Origin of the sequence: Nocardioides sp. WS12, assembly GCF_014108865.1 — a bacterium.
GTDB lineage: Bacteria > Actinomycetota > Actinomycetes > Propionibacteriales > Nocardioidaceae > Nocardioides.
The window spans coordinates 4,294,197-4,310,139 of the sequence record NZ_CP053928.1; the positions used below are offsets into that span (position 1 = coordinate 4,294,197).

Here is a 15,943-nt window from a genome sequence, read left to right on the forward strand (position 1 = left end):
GGTGAGTCACCTCCTCGACGCCGCGGTCGCCTCCGAGCGCACCGCCGACGGCGTGCACCGGGTCCAGTTGACGGCGGACTGGAACACCGCCAACCAGACGCCCAACGGCGGCTACATCCTCGCCCTCCTGCTGCACGCCGTGCTGCAGGAATCGGTCCACCCCGACGCACTCAGCATCGCCATCACCTACTTCCGGCCCGGGCTCCCGGGTCCGGGTGACATCACGGTTCGCGAGGTACGCGTCGGACGCCGTGTCTCCACGTACGACGCCGTGCTGGTCCAGGCGGGCAAGGAGATCGCTCACGCGGTGGTGAGCACCCACGACTGGGACGCCGCCGGCACCTTCGAGCACGCTCCGCACCAGGCGCCCGTCGTACCGCGGCCGGAGGACTGCCAGGACATCAGCCCCTTGATGTCACTGGGCAGGGCGCCGATCCTCGACCGCTACACCTACCGCGCGCCTGAGGTACCCGGCTGGCTGACCGGCAAGCCCTCGGGCAACACCGAGTCGCTCTGCTGGATCCGCACGACCGACGAACGACCGCTCGACGCCCTGCTCGCCGGTGCGATGACCGACGCCTTCCCGCCCGTCACCGCGGAGATCGGCCACCTCGCCTCGGCAACCATCCAGCTCACCGTGCACTTCCGGCGCCGCCCCGACACCGTCTGGGCGCTCGGCCACGTCGTCACCCGCCACGTCCTCGCCGGCTACCACGACGAGGACGTCGAGCTGTGGGACGACCAGGGACGGCTGATCGCGCAGAGCCGGCAGTTGGCGATCCTCGCCAACGGATAGGATTCCTCCACGTGACTTCCGCATGGGGCTTCGGCCTGACGACGTACACCGCCGACCAGACCGTTCTCGACGTCTGGTTCCCGACCCCGGCCCTCGGCGAGAAGCCTGCCGACGCAGCGGCTCCGGCCGACCTTCTGGCCCTCGAGGGTTCCGACGAGGCACGCGGGGTGACCCGCAAGGTCGAGCTCGTCGAGATCGCCGACCTGGCGACCGCCCCCGCGGGCACCACCGACGTGTGGCTGCGCCTGCACCTGCTCTCGCACCGTCTCGTGGCGCCGCACGGGCAGAACCTCGACGGTGTCTTCGGTCTACTGACCAACGTCGTGTGGACCTCCGCCGGCCCGTGCGCGATCGAGGGCTTCGAGCTCACCCGCGCCCGCCTGCAGGCCGCCGGCAAGCACGTCACCGTCTTCGGTATCGACAAGTTCCCGCGCCTGGTCGACTACGTCATCCCCGGCGGCGTGCGGATCGCCGACGCCGACCGGGTCCGCCTCGGTGCGCACCTGGCCGAGGGCACCACCGTCATGCACGAAGGCTTCGTCAACTTCAACGCCGGCACGCTCGGCACCTCGATGGTCGAGGGCCGGATCTCCGCCGGGGTCGTCGTCGGTGACGGCTCCGACGTGGGCGGCGGCGCCTCGATCATGGGCACGCTGTCGGGCGGCGGCAAGGAGGTCGTCTCGGTCGGCCAGCGCTGCCTGCTGGGCGCCAACGCGGGCATCGGCATCTCGCTCGGCGACGACTGCGTCGTCGAGGCCGGCTGCTACGTCACCGCCGGCACGAAGGTCACCGTGCTCGAACCCGGCAAGGACGCGCGGGTCATCAAGGCACGCGAACTCTCCGGCGCCAGCAACGTGCTCTTCCGCCGCAACTCGGTCTCCGGCGCCATCGAGGCCGTGCCGTGGCAGGGCGAGGGCATTGCCCTCAACGCCGCCCTCCACGCCAACTGACGGCACCGGTCCGTCACCAGCACTCACGCAGACTGGGAGCCGTGAAGCGCAGAGCAACGTCGGTCGTCGTCGGTGTCGCCGCCCTGGCGGCCGTCGTCGGCGTGGGCATTGCCGTGCTCAAGGTGACCGACGACCTCGTCGGTGGCCCGGACGGTGACTGCAAGGTCACCGTCGACCAGCACTCCGTCAAGATCGACGCCGAACAGGCCGAGTACGCGTCCCTGATCGCCTCGATCGCCGTACGACGGGGCCTGCCCGCGCGGGCCGCATCGATCGCGCTGGCCACCGCCTACCAGGAGTCGAAGCTCGACAACATCGACTACGGCGACCGCGACTCGATCGGCCTGTTCCAGCAGCGCCCGTCGCAGGGCTGGGGAACGCGCGAGCAGATCCTCGACCCGATCTACTCGACGAACGCGTTCTACGACGCCCTGGTCAAGGTCGACGGCTACGAGGACATGGAGATCACGGTCGCTGCGCAGAAGGTGCAGCGGTCCGCCTTCCCCGACGCGTACGCCGACCACGAGGCCGACGGACGGGCCCTGGCCTCCGCGCTCGCTGGTCACTCCCCCGCCACCTTCACCTGCGACCTCGACGGTGGCGCACCGTCCGTCAGCGACGAACTGATGCCGAACGGGCTGACGGCGCGAGCCGATGCCACGCGCAAGGAACTGATGGAGCGCTTCGGCAACCTCAAGCTCGGCGGCTACGCCCCCGAGGGTGTCGACAGCGGCCACATCGAGGGCTCCGCGCACTACGAGGGCCGCGCCATCGACGTGTTCGTCCGCCCGATCAACAACGCCAACAACATCCGCGGCTGGGCGATGGCGCACTACCTGGTGGCCAACGCCGCCCGCCTCGACGTCCGCACCGTCATCTTCGACGACCGGATCTGGACCGCCGGCCGCGAGGGCTGGCGCGACTACGAGCCACCCGACTCACCGGGCGACATCAAGATCCTCGAGCACCGCGACCACGTCCACGTCGACGTATTCAGCTGAATTTCGCCGAGCGCGGCTCCGGCGTTGATCCGGGGTCAGGTCGTGACCCGCCAGTCGAGCGGGGAAACCGGATCGGGGCGGTAACTGCAGGACGTGCCGGTGCGGACGGCCGTGTCGAGATGGCCGCCCAGGTCGGGCAGGACGTCGGTGATCCGGGCCAGTGCGTAGCGCAGGGATCGGGTCACGCTGGTGCGGGCACGTTCGACCGTGCCGGCCGACGTGCGGGCGCGCCCGCCCAGGCCGACGGCGCTGGACAACTCGGCCATCAGATAGTCGCGGTCGCGTTCGGCGAGGATGCGGCGGGCCTCGTCGCAGTCGCGCTCGGCCTCGGCGAGGTCGTCCTCCACATCGGCGAGCCGACGGCGGTACGTCGCCCGTGCCTCATCGTCGAGCACCGGGAGCCCCGCTTCCACGACCCCGGCGCCCGCGAGGTCGAGGACGTGGAACTCCTTGCCCGGCGCGGCAATCAGGGTGGCCAGCAGGCGCACACCCTTCAGGTCCGGCACCCAGGCGTGGCGATCACGGCAGCCGACCTGCCACCGGTCACCGGAACGCACCAAGAACGCCGCGGTCGGACCGGTCGCCCCGGCCGGCGCTGACGACGCCCGCTCGGCACCGAGGAGCGCCTCGACCGCCACCGCCCGATGCTCGGCCCCGAACTCCCGGAACCCGGTCACCGCCGACTGCCACTCCATCGTTGCGAGGTCCTCCGCCCCGACACCACGACGGGCATGGCCCAGGACGACCCGCGCGGTCGCGACGTCGTACGGCGCCCCGAGGTCGGCCCAGCACGCGACAGCCGTCTGAGCCGGCTCCACAGCAGCGTCCGGGGTACCAGCAACCAGCGCAGCGCGGGCCCGCGCCAGCGCCGCCTGGGCGCGCACCACCGGACTCGGGTAGCGGGCCTGGATCGCGGTGAGGCCTTCGGCAGCCTCGTCGGCGCCGACCCGGTCGCCACGGGCCTCCGCGATCTCGGACCGTGCCACCAGCAACGGCACCAGGCGCAGGTCACCGAACGGCGGTCGCTCCTTCCACGGCACCTCCATCGGGTGCTCGATCTCGCCGCGGACCATCTGCTCGGCGACGTCGGCACGACCCTGTGCGAGCCGCACCAGCGCGAGCCCCGGCTGCGGCGACCACGCCCGCTCATGGGCTTCCAGGTAGGCCTCTTCGGCGCCAACCAGGTCACCGCGGAGCAGCCGGATGTTGCCGAGCTCGACCAGGGGCCACCCGAACTCGCGACGCATCCAGGGCCGCAATTCGACGCACGCGGCGAGCGCTTCCTCCTCGGCAGCAGCAGCCGGGCCGGAAACACGCAACAGTTCGGCGCGGTGGATCCGGCACCGGCCGTTCGTCCCGCCGAACGCGCGCCCCTCCCGCCAGCGGTCCATCACCTCGGTCCACTCCTGCGCGCGGTCGTGGCGTCCGAGCCACTGCGCGGCGCAGATCAACTCGCAGTAGACATTGCCAGTCGTCAGCGGATCGAACGCACCAGCGCCCAGGTCGACCGCCAGTTCGTCGAGCATGGCGATCCCGCGATCGATGTCACCGGCATGGATCGCCAACCGGGCCAGCGCCGTGCGCCCCAGGCCGTGGGCGGGGTCGACGCCGAAGCGCTTGCCGAGCTCGACCGCCGCCAGTGCGGGCTCCCGCGCCGCTTCGGGATCGCCGGACAGGAACCGCTCGTAGGTGTCGGTGATTGCGAGCAGTGCGTGCACCGGGCCCACCGGTGCGTCTCCGAGCGATCGCTTCGAACGCACCACCCAACCCCGGACGGGCGCCAGCAGACCGGTCTCACACAGCAGGTTCAGGGCGACCATCGCAGCCGCCCGAGCGGCATCCACGTGTTCGCCGGCAGCCGACTGGACGTCGTACAAACGCTCCCAGGCGGCGATCGACGCCTCGAACTCCCCGGCGCCGTACGCCTCCATCGCGCGCAGTTCCAGCGCAGCAGGGGCGTCGACGGGCGTCACTGTCGCATTGTGACACCGCTTGTCACGCCTCAGGGGTGAAGCACAAACCCGACATTCCAGCCACCAGGAGCCCGTCATGCACCTCCCCAAGACCGATCTCCCGATCAAGATGAACGCCCTCGGCGCGACCGCCCGCCACCTGCCCAACTTCGGCATCGGGTCCGGCCCGCTGGCGGCCGAGTACTTCACCCTCGCCGCCGGGGTCGACATCGCGCCACTCCTGCAGGGACTGCCCGATGACGCCTGCCAGGCCGAGCACTGGGGCTACATGCTGAACGGCAAGGTCGTCGTCACCTACACCGACGACTCCCAGGAGTTCTGCAGCGGCGGCGACGTCTTCTACTGGCCCGCCGGCCACTCGGTGCGTGTCGAGGAGGACGCCGACGTGATCCTGTTCAGCGCCCAGCACGAGCACCTGCAGGTGATGAACCACATGCTCGAGAAGCTCGCGACCATCCCGGCGTGAAGAAATTCGGCGCCGGACTGATGCGCGCGAGCGTCGTTGGTGCCACCATCGAAAGGGATCTCGGGCATTCCGGAAGGACACCCACCATGGACACCTCCACGGCCCGAGTCGCCCTTGCTGCGCTGGCCCTCCTGGCGCCCGTCCTCGTCGGCTGCGGCGGTGACGACGGCACGGACGGGTCGGGAGGTGGCGGCGGAGGTGGTGGTGGAGTTCCCGAGATCGAGGCCGCTGCCCTCGGCACCCCCGTCGACATCGAGTTCCTCTCGTCCGAAGCCGGCAACGCCGTACAAGGCCCCGGCACCGTCACCATCACCGCCGTGCGTGAAGGAGCGATCAAGGACCTCACCGACGCCGGCTACCAACTCGATCCGGAAGAGGCGGCGACCACGCCGTTCTACGTCGACGTCACGTTCCAGAACAACGCGGATGCTCCGGTCGATCTCCGGTCGCCGTCGGGTCGCGACCAGGACGGCACCCTCATCAGCTCACTCATCCTGCTCGATCTCGGCAGTGGCCCGGGCTTCGCGCCCTGCCCCAAGGTGCCCCAGACCCTGGCGGCAGGAGAATCGGTCAAGGGTTGCTCGATCATTTTGATGCGCGAAGGGTCCACCCTCGAACGGGTCAGCTATCACGTCGGCGGGACCGAAGGATTCCTCTACTGGGAGTCCGGACTCTGACGTCGTCAGACCGATGAGGTGAGGCGAGCGACAGCGGCATCGATCCGCTCGTCGGTGGCCGTCAACGCCACCCGTACGTGCTTCGCGCCGGCCTTCCCGTAGAAGGCACCCGGCGCGACGAGAATCCCCTGCGCGGCCAGGTCAGCGACCATCGACCAGCAGTCCGGTCCGTCGGGCCCCTTGGTGGTCCAGAGGTAGAGCGAGGCCTCGGAGTGCTCGATCGTGTAGCCGGCGGTCTCCAGCGCTGCGCGCAACCTCGTACGACGGGCGCGGTAGCGCTCGTGCTGCTCAGCGACATGGGCTTCGTCGCCGAGGACGGCCGCCATCGCGCGCTGCGTGGGGCCGGGCATCAGCAGGCCGAGGTTCTTGCGGACGGCGAGCAACTCGGCGATCACCGCACGGTCACCGGCGACGAAACCGCAGCGGTAACCGGCCAGATTGGAGCGCTTCGACAGCGAGTGGACGATCAGGATGCCGTCGGCTGAGCCACCGCAGATGTCGGGGTGCAGGACCGAAACGGCCTCGCCCTCCCAGACGCAGTCGAGGTAGCACTCGTCGGAGACGAGCAGCACGCCACGTTCGCGGCACCAGTCGACGACCTTCTTGAGGTGCTCCTTCGGGAGCACCCGGCCGGACGGGTTGGACGGTGAGTTGATCCAGAGCAGCTTGGGCGTCTCGGGCCCGAAACTGGTCAGGGAGTCCGTGGCCACGGCGGTCGCGCCCACCAGCGCTGCGCCGACCTCGTAGGTCGGGTAGGCCAGCGCGGGATAACCGATGACGTCGCCGGGACCGAGGCCCAGGTACACGGCCAGGGTGGAGATGAACTCCTTGGAGCCGATCAGCGGCAGCACCTGGTCAAGGCCGAGACCGGTGACGCCGTGCGTGCCGGCGAGCCAGTCGACGACGGCCTGCCGTACCTCGGGAATCCCGATGGTCAGCGGATAACCGGGCGAGTCCGCTGCCGCAGCCAGCGCGGCACGAGCCACCTCGGGCGTCGGGTCGACCGGCGTACCGATCGACAGGTCGACGATCCCGTCCGCATGGGCGCGCGCCTGTTCGGCGTACTGCGTCAACTGGTCCCAGGGGAAGTCAGGAAGCCGTCGCGAGACAGGGGTCTCGACAAGCTCGACCAACGAACTACTCAGTGTTCGTCGTGGATCTGCGGCTCGAGCGCCGCAACGAACTCGGCGTCCTTGTCGATCTCGCCCATCTTGGCGGCACCGCCGGGCGAACCGAGGTCGTCGAAGAACTTGACGTTGGCGTCGTAGTAGTCCTTCCACTCCTCCGGGACGTCGTCCTCGTAGAAGATGGCTTCCACCGGGCACACGGGCTCACAGGCACCACAGTCGACGCACTCGTCGGGGTGGATGTAGAGCATCCGCTTGCCTTCGTAGATGCAGTCGACCGGACATTCATCGACGCACGCACGGTCCTTCAGGTCAACGCACGGCTGCGAGATGATGTAGGTCATCGGGGTTCCTCCTGGACCAGGGCCTTCAACTTCGGAGACTGCGGGGGTGACACGAAAGACTTTCGTGTCAGGGGGTCAGCCTAGTATCCCCACCGTGCCTTCCGTGCGCAGACCCTCCTCTTCTGGACAAGATCCATCCGCAGACCCTCCGACCGGCCACGCTCTCGGGCCGCACGTGGTCGGCCAGCGGGTCGTCGTACGACGCCTCGTCCGGGGTGAGACCGGGCCGACCGGCGGCCCGGCCATGACCGATCTCCTGGGGGTTTGCATCGCGTGGGGAGACGGCGTCTGCGTCGTCCAGCCCGAGACCGGCGAGGCCGTCTCCATCGCACTCGCCGACATCGTCTCGGGCAAGCCCGTGCCGCCGCGCCCCTCGATCAGGCAACGCGTCAGCGCCCGTGAGTCCGAAGCGCACACCGGTGCTCTCTGGCCCGCGGTGGAGCGCGTCGCACTCGGCGGCTGGGAATTGCGCTGTGACCCCGCGCCTGTCGGCCGCGTCCTCAAGCGCGCCAACTCCTGCCTGGCCATGGGCGGGCCCGGCCTCCCTCTCCCCCAGGCCCTCGCCGGGATCGAGGCGTTCTACGCCGAACGCGGCCGCGAACCGCTGGCACAGGTCGAGGCCGGATCCCCCGAGGAGGACGCCTTCCGCGATGCCGGCTGGCTGCCCCTCGACCACGGCGAGTCCGAGCTCTGGCTCGCCTCCGTCTCCCGTGTACGACGACAGCTCCCGCCGTCCGCCCGGCCGGTCGAACTCGTGGTCAATGGCCCGCGGGCCATCGCGAGTGTGGGCGCCGGGTGCGATCCGCTCGCCGAGGGGCACGCGGCGATCGACGGGGACTGGGTCGGCCTGCACGGGGTGACCGTGGACCCGACCCATCGCCGCCGCGGGCTCGCCACGGCCGTGGTGGCGGAGCTGCTCGAATGGGGGGCGGAGCAGGGTGCGATGACGGCGTGGCTGCACGTCGAGACCGACAACCCCGGCGCGCAGGCGTTGTGGGCGGCGCTGGGCCTGGCCCCGCACCACGCCTGTCGGTACTACGCGCCGCCGAGCCCCGACAGTTCTGCGAGCGCGTCCCCGGTCAACCGGTAGGTCGTCCACTCCTGCATCGGCTTCGCGCCGAGCGCTTCGTAGAACTCGATGGACGGCGTGTTCCAGTCCAGCACTGCCCACTCGACGCGCTGGTAGCCGCGGTCGACGGCGATCCGGGCCAGGGAGGCCAGCAGCGCCTTGCCGAGGCCACTGCCGCGCTGACCGGGTTCGACGTACAGGTCCTCGAGGTAGATCCCCGGAACCCCGGTCCAGGTCGAGTAGGTGCGAAACCACAGGGCGATCCCGACCACCCGTTCGGCCGCTTCGGCGACGAGCACCGAGGCCACCGGGTCGGACCCGAACAGCCACGTGTGGAGGTACTCCTCGGTGGTCGCGACCGCGTCCGGCTCCCGCTCGTAGGCCGCGAGTTCCCGGATCAGGCGCAGGATGTCGGGGACGTCCGCGGGCGTGGCCTCGCGGACACCGTGAGGCAACTGCATCGGGTCAGCCGCGGGCGAGGAACATCAACAGGTCGTGCCGCGTGAGCACACCGATCGGCTTGCCGTCCTCGTGCACGAGGACGGCGTCCGCGGACTCCAGCAGCGGCACGGCGTCCGTGGCGTCCTCGGTCGATCCGATCGTCGGCAGCGCCGGCGACATGTGCGCCTCGACCGGGTCGGTCAGCTTGGCCTTTCCGGTGAAAAGCGCGTCCAGCAGCGCCCGCTCGGAGACCGATCCCGCGACCTCCGCAGCCACGATCGGCGGCTCGGCGCGGACGACGGGCATCTGCGAGACGGCGTACTCCTGCAGAATGGCGACCGCCTCGGCGATGGTCTCGTTCGGGTGCGTGTGAATGAGGGTGGGCAGCCCGCCGGTCTTGCCGTGCAGGATCTCGCCGACGGTCCGGGCCGGGGCGGGCTGACCGGTGCTGAAGCCGTACTGCGCCAGCCAGTCGTCGTTGAAGACCTTGCTGAGGTAGCCGCGGCCGGAGTCAGGCAACAGCACCACGATGATCGCGTCGGTCTTGCCCTCGGCGGCCAGTTCGTGCGCCAACTGTCGGGCAGCGAAGGCCGCCATGCCGGACGAGCCACCGACGAGCATCTGCTCCTCGCGGGCCAGTCGCCGGGTGAAGGCGAACGAGTCGGCGTCGGAGACCTCGATGACCCGGTCAGCGACGTCGCGGTCGTAGGTCTCGGGCCAGAAGTCCTCGCCGACACCTTCGACGAGGTACGGGCGGCCGGTGCCACCGGAGTAGACCGAACCGGCCGGGTCGGAGCCGACCACCTTGACGGCGGAGTTCTGCTCCTTGAGGTAGCGGCCGACGCCACTGATGGTGCCGCCGGTGCCCATTCCGGTGACGAAGTGCGTGATCCGCCCCTCGGTCTGGCGCCAGATCTCCGGACCGGTCTCCTCGTAGTGGGAGCGCGGGTTGTGCGGGTTGGAGTACTGGTCGGGCTTCCATGCGCCGGGCTGCGAGGCCAGCCGGTCACTCACGTTGTAGTACGAATCGGGGTGCTCGGGTGCGACAGCGGTCGGGCACACGACGACCTCGGCGCCGTACGCCTTGAGCACGTTGCGCTTGTCCTCGCTGACCTTGTCGGGGCACACGAAGATGCACTTGTAGCCCTTCTGCTGGGCCACCATCGCCAGGCCCACGCCCGTGTTGCCCGACGTCGGCTCGACGATCGTGCCACCGGGCTTGAGGGCACCGGACTCCTCCGCGGCCTCGATCATCCGGCTCGCGATCCGGTCCTTCACGGACCCGCCGGGGTTCAGGTACTCGACCTTCGCGAGGACCAACGGTCCGTCGCCGGGCAGGTCCAGGACCTTGTTCAACCGGACGAGCGGGGTGTTCCCGATGAGCTGCAGCAGTGACTCGACGTACTCCATGCGCTCACCGTAGCCGCCGCTCCGTAAGGTTGGCGCGTGAGCAAAGCCGCTGCAGCACGCAAGCTGGCCGCCGCCGCCCTGTACGGCGGAGGTGGCCTGTCCGCGTTGGGCGCCGGTCTCTACGGCGTCCTCAGCGCCGAGGCCAAGCTCGCCCGCCGCACCATCGGTCCTGCTCGCGAAGAGCCGCCGCCGGACGCGACCGGTTGGTACGGCCGCGGCCGCCCCGGTCCGGCGATCAAGGTCGCCCTGCTCGGTGACTCCAGCGCGGCCGGCTACGGCGTCGACCGGGTCGAGGAGACGCCCGGTGCGCTGATTGCCACAGCCGTCGCCGAACACGCCAACCGGCGGGTCTATCTCAAGGAGTTCTGCGTCGTCGGCGCGAAGTCCTCCGACCTCGCGTCCCAGGTCGATCGGGCGCTGCCCATCGAGCCCGAGGTCACCGTGATCCTGATCGGTGGCAACGACGTCACCCACACGATGCGACCGTCCCAGTCCGTGCGTTACCTCTCCGAGGGCGTACGACGCCTGATGGATGCCGGCGCGAAGGTCGTCGTCGGCACCTGTCCCGACATGGGCACCGTCCAGCCGATCGCTCCCCCACTACGCCAGGTCGCCCGGGCATGGTCACGCCGCCTCGCTGCCGCGCAGACCATCGCCGTCATCCAGGCCGGCGCGCGTACCGTCTCGCTCGGCGACGTGCTCGGCCCGGAGTTCGCGGCCGCCCCTGCGCTGCTGTTCGGCCCGGACCAGTTCCACCCGTCGGTGGAGGGTTACCGGGCCCTCGCCGGTGTCCTCATCCCGTCCGTCCTGGCCGCCCTGGAACAGGTGCCGCCTGCCGAGACCGAGCTCGAGGCGGTCCGTGGCGAGGGCGTGCTCCCGGTCAGTCGGGCCGCGATCCAGGCCGTCAACGAGCCCGGTACCGAGCTGGACGGCACCGAGATCGGCGGCCTGCGCGCCGGCGTCCGCGGCCTCTGGGTCGAACTGCGGCACCGCCGCAGTCGCCAGCACGTGCCCGGTGAGGCACCCGAGGAGCATGAGAACGCGCCGGCTGCGCCCTGACCTCGCTCGTGGCCGGTCTGGCTCGTGGCTGGTCTGGCTCGGGTTCAACTACCGAATTTGTCGTGTCCGGCCCCCGGAGGCAGCAAATTCGGTAGTTGAACCGCCACCCCCGGAGCGGCCCTGTGGAGAACCTCCGGCCTGTACGCCGACGGCACCGATGCTGGGGCGATGGACCTGCACATCCGCCGACCCGACATCACGGTTCCGGTGCGCGTCGACCCTCGCGGACTCACCGGCCCGACCCCGGGACAGGCGCGCGGACCGCGCTGGCGCCGCACTGGTGGCGCAGGCACCGGGATGTTCGTCCCGTCCCACGTCTGCGGAGACGCCGAACCACAACGGATCGTCGAAGCAGTCGCCAGCGCCCCCGAGGGATCAGCCGCAACCGGCTGGGCTGCGTTGCACTGGCAAGGTGCCCGCTGGTTCCCCGGCCGGACCGCGCGGGGCGAGCCGCTCCCCGTCCCCTTGGCGATCGGCGACCGGGCGCACCTTGTTCGCCGTACCGGTGTCCAACTGTGGCGCGACTGGCTGTTCGACGGGGACATCATCGACGTCGATGGCCTGCCCGTCACTCGCCCGGAACGGTCCATCTGCGCCGCGGCGCTGAGAGCGAGGTCTCTCGAGGACACCGTTCGCATCATCTGCATGGCCATGGCCAACGATCTGGCGGATCTGATGGAGATCGGCGCCTACGCGGCCCGCATTCGGGGACGGCCCCACACCCGCAGGCTCAACGCCGCGATCGATCTGTCGGACGAGAATGTGTGGTCACCCCAGGAGGTCACCATGCTGATGAGGTGGCGGCGCCAACGCGACGGCGTTCGGCTGCTGTGCAATCGCCCGATCTTCGACCTGCAAGGCAACCACCTGCTGACTCCCGACCTGTTCGATCCCGCGGCCGGGGTGATCGGGCAGTACGACGGGATCGTTCACACCGAACTCAGGGTCCGCCGACGCGATCTCGAGGCCGAGGAACTCTGCCGCGACCTCGGACTCGAGGTGGTGTCCATGGTTTCGCGCGACCTGCGCGACCTGGGCTCCTTCGACCATCGGCTGGAAGCGGCGTACCGTCGATCGGCGCGACGGCCGAGGTCCACCGGATGGACGCTGGAGCAGCCGCACTGGTGGACCGACACCTCGACGGTGGCCCTGCGCCGCTCCCTGGATGACGAGTCGCGGCGAATCTGGCTGCGCCGACTCGCGTCGTGAGGTCGCACCGTAGTGCGCGGGGTGGCGGTTCAACTACCGAATTTGCTCTTCTCAGGCGCTCAGCAGAGCAAATTCGGTAGTTGAACCGCCACCCCCGCGCAAACACAACGGCCCCGGCCCCACCGAAGTGGAGGGCCGGGGCCGTCGTACGACGATCAGATCAGTCGGACTGCAGGATCGCGAGGATCCGGAGCAGGTTGGTGTAGATCCAGACCAGGCTGACGAGCAGACCGAAGGCTGCACGCCACGACTCGCGCTCGGGGATGCCGGCTGCGACACCCCGCTCGACGAAGTCGAAGTCGAGGATCAGCATGAACACACCGAGCACCAGGCCGGCGATGGCGAACACCAGGCCGAGCATGCCGTCTTCGAACAGTCCGAGGTTGTTGCCGCCGAACATGCCGAGCACGACCTCGAGGAGGCTCAGCGCCACCATGCCGAACATGGCCGCGATGACGAAGGTGCGGAACTTGTTGCCGACCTGGATGTCGAAGAACTTGTAGGCGGCGAGCGTGCCAGCGAAGGCTGCGAACGTGCCGAGCACGGCCTGCACGATGATGCTGCCGCCGTAGACGGCGTTGAACAGCTCGCTGAGCGCACCCATCGCGACGCCCTCGGCCACCGCGAACGCGATGACGAGCGCGGGGCTGATGACCCGCTTGAACGAGTTGACCAGCGACAGGATGAACGCCGCGCCGCTGCCGAGGGTGACCGCAGCGAGCAGGCTGCTGGGGATACCCGTCTCGGGGGTGATCTCCGGCGTCACGAGCCAGGTTGCGATCGCCGCGATCATCGTGATGCCGAGCGTGATGGCGGTGGACTGGACGACGGAGTCAATCGTCATCCGGCCCTGGGTGCGGGACTCGGTGGTGGGGCTGCCCGGCTGGGCGTAGCCGTCGTACTGCTGGCCGAAGTCCTGGTAGGCGGCACCACCGGAGCGGTTGAACTCCTCCGAGCGGTTGAACACCGGGTTGTTGCTGCGCATGATCTCCTCCGCAGGCTTGGGCGTCTGCCGGACCGCCACGGTGGCTGCCCTGGTCACGCTGTCGTCTGTACCGCCAGTCTAGGCGGCTCGATGAAGAGAAAACGCTCAACCGGGCAGGAACGTTCCCGCGCTGCGCCTCAGCGTGCCGTGATCTGGACGACCACGTCCGCGCCGACGACGACCGGGCGCACCAGGATCCGGCCGGCCTGACCAACTTCCCAGGCGCCGTTGGTGACCTCGACCCGGTAGCCGTCGGCGTAGTGCAGGGGGCTGACGAAGATCTCGGTCGGCGCCTCGATCGCGCTGGCGCGGTAGCGATAGGAGAAGGCTCCCGTCGTCGCGTCGAAGCTCATCGCCAGCGGTTCGCCGGCGGTCGCCTGCGCATAGGTCCGCACCAGCAGCCGCAGCTTCTCCTGTTTGACCGTGGAGAAGTCCGTGTCGTCGTGGAACATCCCCTGCGCGTCGTCAGCGGTCGTCGGGTCCTGCCACTGCTTGTAGGCCCAGTGCGACCAGCCCATCAGGTTCTGGTCGGCCACCGCGGAGTCGATCTCGATCGCGCGGAGGTTGTCGGTCGCGCCCCACTCGCTCATCATCGGCGCGGCATTGATCCGCCGGGCCTGGGTGAGCGCCGTCGTCGACCGTTCCTGGCTGAACTTCCAGCAGTTCTCGACGTTGCCGAAGGGCAGGCCCTGGGACTCCAGGAACACGTCCTGGCAGTAGTTGTGCCACGAGTAGCCGAGCTGGTCCTCGCCTGCCATCGGCTTGAGGTACGTCGGCACCTGTCGGCCGGCCGCGAGTTGCTGCGGTTCCCACCAGACCACGTTGTCGGGATCGACCTGGCGGATGGCCCGGGTGACCTTCTCGTACGCCGGCTGGAGCTCCTTGACGTAGGAGTTCTCGCAGCCGCCGGTGAAGCAGGCGAGCCACTCCAGACCCATCCACGGCTCGTTCATCAGGTCATAGCCCATCAGGTGCGGCTGGTCCTTCCACCAACCCGCCGCGACCTGCCAGGCGGCCGCCCAGTCGTCCACACCGCGGTGCCGGTTGGCCCAGAACTCGTCGAAGATCAGTGAGTTCTCCGGCGTCCAGTAACCCATCGGGAACGGCAGGTTGATCGGCGGGAGCAGGCTCAACAGCTTCGGGCGATGGAGCGCCCAGTCCGGCACCCCTTCGCCGCCGTACGTCTCGTGCCACTGGTCCTGGTGCATGTCGAGTTGCATCCAGATGCCGCGGTCGGCGAACAGGTCCATCACCCGCTGCCACCCGTCGCGGTACGCCGGGTCACCGACGCCGGGCGCGTCCGGAGTCAGGCCTGCCCACAAGGTGCCGAGGCGCACGCCGTTGAACCCGTACTGCGCCAGCCACGCCGCATCGGCCTCGGTGAAGCCCTCGGCGCTGTCCGGCGGCACGTACGGGTCGAGCTTCCACACCAGGTTGAAGCCGTGCACGATGACGACCCGGCCGCGCTCGTCCACCAGCCAGCGCCCCTGGCGGCGCAGTTGCGGAACCGGCTCGGGCTCACCCGCCGCCTGAGCCGGTACGACGACCGCTGGCTGCGCGAGCGGAGCCGACTCCTGGGCGCGCGCCGGGCTCAGGCCCGTCAGCGCGCCGGCCAGCAGGGCGACCGCAGCCGCCAGGACGGTAGAACGTGTTCCAGTCCGCACGCTCGTTCAACGACGCGGGCGCCGGAAGGTGACCCTCCCGCTGGACGGTCAGCCCTCGCGGCGCAGTCGCACGACGGTGTCGCGCACCTTCATCGGGCCCTCCGGCATCGCCTGCTCGCGGTCCTGGGTCTCGGCAACCTCGATCACCCACGGGCTGTCGTCCGTGCCGACGCCGAGCGCCTCGAGCACCCGCTCGGGCTCGAACAGCAACCCGTCGCCGTGCGAGTGGCGAGCGCCCGATTCGACGTCGTGGGGGTGGTGCGCCGTGACCAGCAACCGTCCTCCCGGAGCGACCGCCTCGGCGATGCCGCGGTAGATGTCGTTGAAGTCGGGGATCGGGACGTGCAGGAAGCTCACGGTCACCAGGTCGAAGGTGCGGTGGCCCGCAGGACGCGGGTCACTCAGGGCGTCGTACAGGCCGATCCTGAGGTGGCGGGAGACGCCCGCTTCCTCCGCGTGGATTGCGACCTTCTCCAGGGCGACCTCCGAGACGTCGACCGCGGTGACCTCCCAGCCCTGCCGCGCGAGCCAGATGGCGTCGCCGCCCTCGCCGCAGGCCACGTCGAGCGCCGTACCGGGATCGAGGTCCTTGGCCTGTTCGACCAGGCGCTGGTTGGGCTTGCCGCTCCAGACGCGGTCGCTGCCGGAGTACCGCTCGTTCCAGGCCTCGGCGCTCAGCGCCTGGCGGAGCGTCTCGAGGCCCTCGTCGTGCGAGTGCCCGTGGTCGTGCCGGTGATCGTGATGGCGCATGGGAACACTCTCTCGCTTCAGG

Annotated in this window: 16 protein-coding genes; 8 read left to right on the forward strand and 8 right to left on the reverse strand. The window is 69.7% G+C overall.

Going from position 1 to position 15,943, the window contains the following annotated elements:
• The first annotated feature begins 1 nt into the window (after position 1).
• From HRC28_RS20780 to HRC28_RS20790, 3 genes are read left to right on the forward strand one after another with little or no spacing between them, the layout of a single operon-like run.
• Positions 2-796 (forward strand): thioesterase family protein, encoded by a 795-nt coding sequence (locus HRC28_RS20780; RefSeq protein WP_182377285.1) that lies wholly within the window; start codon positions 2-4, stop codon positions 794-796.
• A gap of 11 nt (positions 797-807) precedes the next feature.
• Complete coding sequence (dapD, locus tag HRC28_RS20785; protein ID WP_182377286.1) at positions 808-1,746, forward strand: 2,3,4,5-tetrahydropyridine-2,6-dicarboxylate N-succinyltransferase; 939 nt, start codon at positions 808-810, stop codon at positions 1,744-1,746.
• A 41-nt stretch (positions 1,747-1,787) separates the two neighbouring features.
• Positions 1,788-2,747, forward strand: a complete 960-nt coding sequence (locus HRC28_RS20790) for a hypothetical protein (protein WP_182377287.1) — start codon at positions 1,788-1,790, stop codon at positions 2,745-2,747.
• Between the two features lie 35 nt (positions 2,748-2,782).
• Here the strand turns inward: HRC28_RS20790 and HRC28_RS20795 are convergent, their stop codons facing one another.
• Complete coding sequence (locus tag HRC28_RS20795) at positions 2,783-4,720, reverse strand: hypothetical protein (RefSeq protein ID WP_182377288.1); 1,938 nt, start codon at positions 4,718-4,720, stop codon at positions 2,783-2,785.
• 76 nt (positions 4,721-4,796) lie between these two features.
• Between HRC28_RS20795 and HRC28_RS20800 the strand changes: the two genes are divergently transcribed.
• Entirely contained in the window at positions 4,797-5,186 is a 390-nt protein-coding gene (locus HRC28_RS20800) for a cupin domain-containing protein (RefSeq protein ID WP_182377289.1), read from the forward strand.
• Positions 5,187-5,272: 86 nt separating this feature from the next.
• On the forward strand, positions 5,273-5,863 hold the full coding sequence (locus HRC28_RS20805; protein ID WP_182377290.1) for a hypothetical protein: 591 nt from the start codon (positions 5,273-5,275) through the stop codon (positions 5,861-5,863).
• A gap of 5 nt (positions 5,864-5,868) precedes the next feature.
• Here HRC28_RS20805 and dapC read toward each other — a convergent pair whose 3' ends face one another.
• Together dapC and fdxA are read right to left on the reverse strand one after the other, a co-directional pair.
• The gene (gene dapC, locus HRC28_RS20810; RefSeq protein ID WP_202033138.1) at positions 5,869-6,996 is read right to left on the reverse strand and encodes a succinyldiaminopimelate transaminase; all 1,128 of its coding nucleotides are present in this window, start codon (positions 6,994-6,996) and stop codon (positions 5,869-5,871) included.
• An 8-nt stretch (positions 6,997-7,004) separates the two neighbouring features.
• Positions 7,005-7,334, reverse strand: a complete 330-nt coding sequence (gene fdxA, locus HRC28_RS20815; RefSeq protein ID WP_056707383.1) for a ferredoxin — start codon at positions 7,332-7,334, stop codon at positions 7,005-7,007.
• Positions 7,335-7,509: 175 nt separating this feature from the next.
• Between fdxA and HRC28_RS20820 the strand changes: the two genes are divergently transcribed.
• Positions 7,510-8,424, forward strand: coding sequence for a GNAT family N-acetyltransferase (locus HRC28_RS20820; RefSeq protein ID WP_182377292.1), 915 nt, complete (start codon positions 7,510-7,512; stop codon positions 8,422-8,424).
• On the opposite strand, the gene HRC28_RS20825 is transcribed toward HRC28_RS20820, so the two are convergent.
• Positions 8,370-8,864 (reverse strand): GNAT family N-acetyltransferase, encoded by a 495-nt coding sequence (locus HRC28_RS20825; RefSeq protein ID WP_182377293.1) that lies wholly within the window; start codon positions 8,862-8,864, stop codon positions 8,370-8,372. The genes HRC28_RS20820 and HRC28_RS20825 overlap by 55 nt on opposite strands.
• Positions 8,865-8,868: 4 nt before the next feature.
• The gene (locus HRC28_RS20830; RefSeq protein WP_182377294.1) at positions 8,869-10,254 is read right to left on the reverse strand and encodes a cystathionine beta-synthase; all 1,386 of its coding nucleotides are present in this window, start codon (positions 10,252-10,254) and stop codon (positions 8,869-8,871) included.
• A 36-nt stretch (positions 10,255-10,290) separates the two neighbouring features.
• Between HRC28_RS20830 and HRC28_RS20835 the strand changes: the two genes are divergently transcribed.
• Entirely contained in the window at positions 10,291-11,313 is a 1,023-nt protein-coding gene (locus tag HRC28_RS20835) for an SGNH/GDSL hydrolase family protein (protein ID WP_182377295.1), read from the forward strand.
• A gap of 168 nt (positions 11,314-11,481) precedes the next feature.
• Positions 11,482-12,522, forward strand: a complete 1,041-nt coding sequence (locus HRC28_RS20840) for a hypothetical protein (protein WP_182377296.1) — start codon at positions 11,482-11,484, stop codon at positions 12,520-12,522.
• Positions 12,523-12,682: 160 nt separating this feature from the next.
• On the opposite strand, the gene HRC28_RS20845 is transcribed toward HRC28_RS20840, so the two are convergent.
• The 3 genes from HRC28_RS20845 to HRC28_RS20855 form a co-directional block, all read right to left on the reverse strand.
• Entirely contained in the window at positions 12,683-13,564 is an 882-nt protein-coding gene (locus HRC28_RS20845) for a Bax inhibitor-1/YccA family protein (protein WP_237111591.1), read from the reverse strand.
• A gap of 80 nt (positions 13,565-13,644) precedes the next feature.
• Positions 13,645-15,171 (reverse strand): cellulase family glycosylhydrolase, encoded by a 1,527-nt coding sequence (locus HRC28_RS20850; protein WP_182377297.1) that lies wholly within the window; start codon positions 15,169-15,171, stop codon positions 13,645-13,647.
• Between the two features lie 48 nt (positions 15,172-15,219).
• A complete protein-coding gene (locus HRC28_RS20855; protein ID WP_182377298.1) occupies positions 15,220-15,921 on the reverse strand; it encodes a class I SAM-dependent methyltransferase in 702 nt (233 codons plus the stop codon).
• Positions 15,922-15,943: the final 22 nt, after the last annotated feature.

What these genes read in the sequence shown, in the direction of transcription:
- HRC28_RS20800 (WP_182377289.1), top strand. Translation starts at nt 4,797, where the DNA reads ATGCACCTCCCCAAGACCGATCTCCCGATCAAGATGAACGCCCTCGGC.
- HRC28_RS20805 (WP_182377290.1), top strand. Translation starts at nt 5,273, where the DNA reads ATGGACACCTCCACGGCCCGAGTCGCCCTTGCTGCGCTGGCCCTCCTG.
- fdxA (WP_056707383.1), bottom strand. Translation starts at nt 7,334, where the DNA reads ATGACCTACATCATCTCGCAGCCGTGCGTTGACCTGAAGGACCGTGCG.
- HRC28_RS20825 (WP_182377293.1), bottom strand. Translation starts at nt 8,864, where the DNA reads ATGCAGTTGCCTCACGGTGTCCGCGAGGCCACGCCCGCGGACGTCCCC.
- HRC28_RS20830 (WP_182377294.1), bottom strand. Translation starts at nt 10,254, where the DNA reads ATGGAGTACGTCGAGTCACTGCTGCAGCTCATCGGGAACACCCCGCTC.
- HRC28_RS20840 (WP_182377296.1), top strand. Translation starts at nt 11,482, where the DNA reads ATGGACCTGCACATCCGCCGACCCGACATCACGGTTCCGGTGCGCGTC.
- HRC28_RS20855 (WP_182377298.1), bottom strand. Translation starts at nt 15,921, where the DNA reads ATGCGCCATCACGATCACCGGCACGACCACGGGCACTCGCACGACGAG.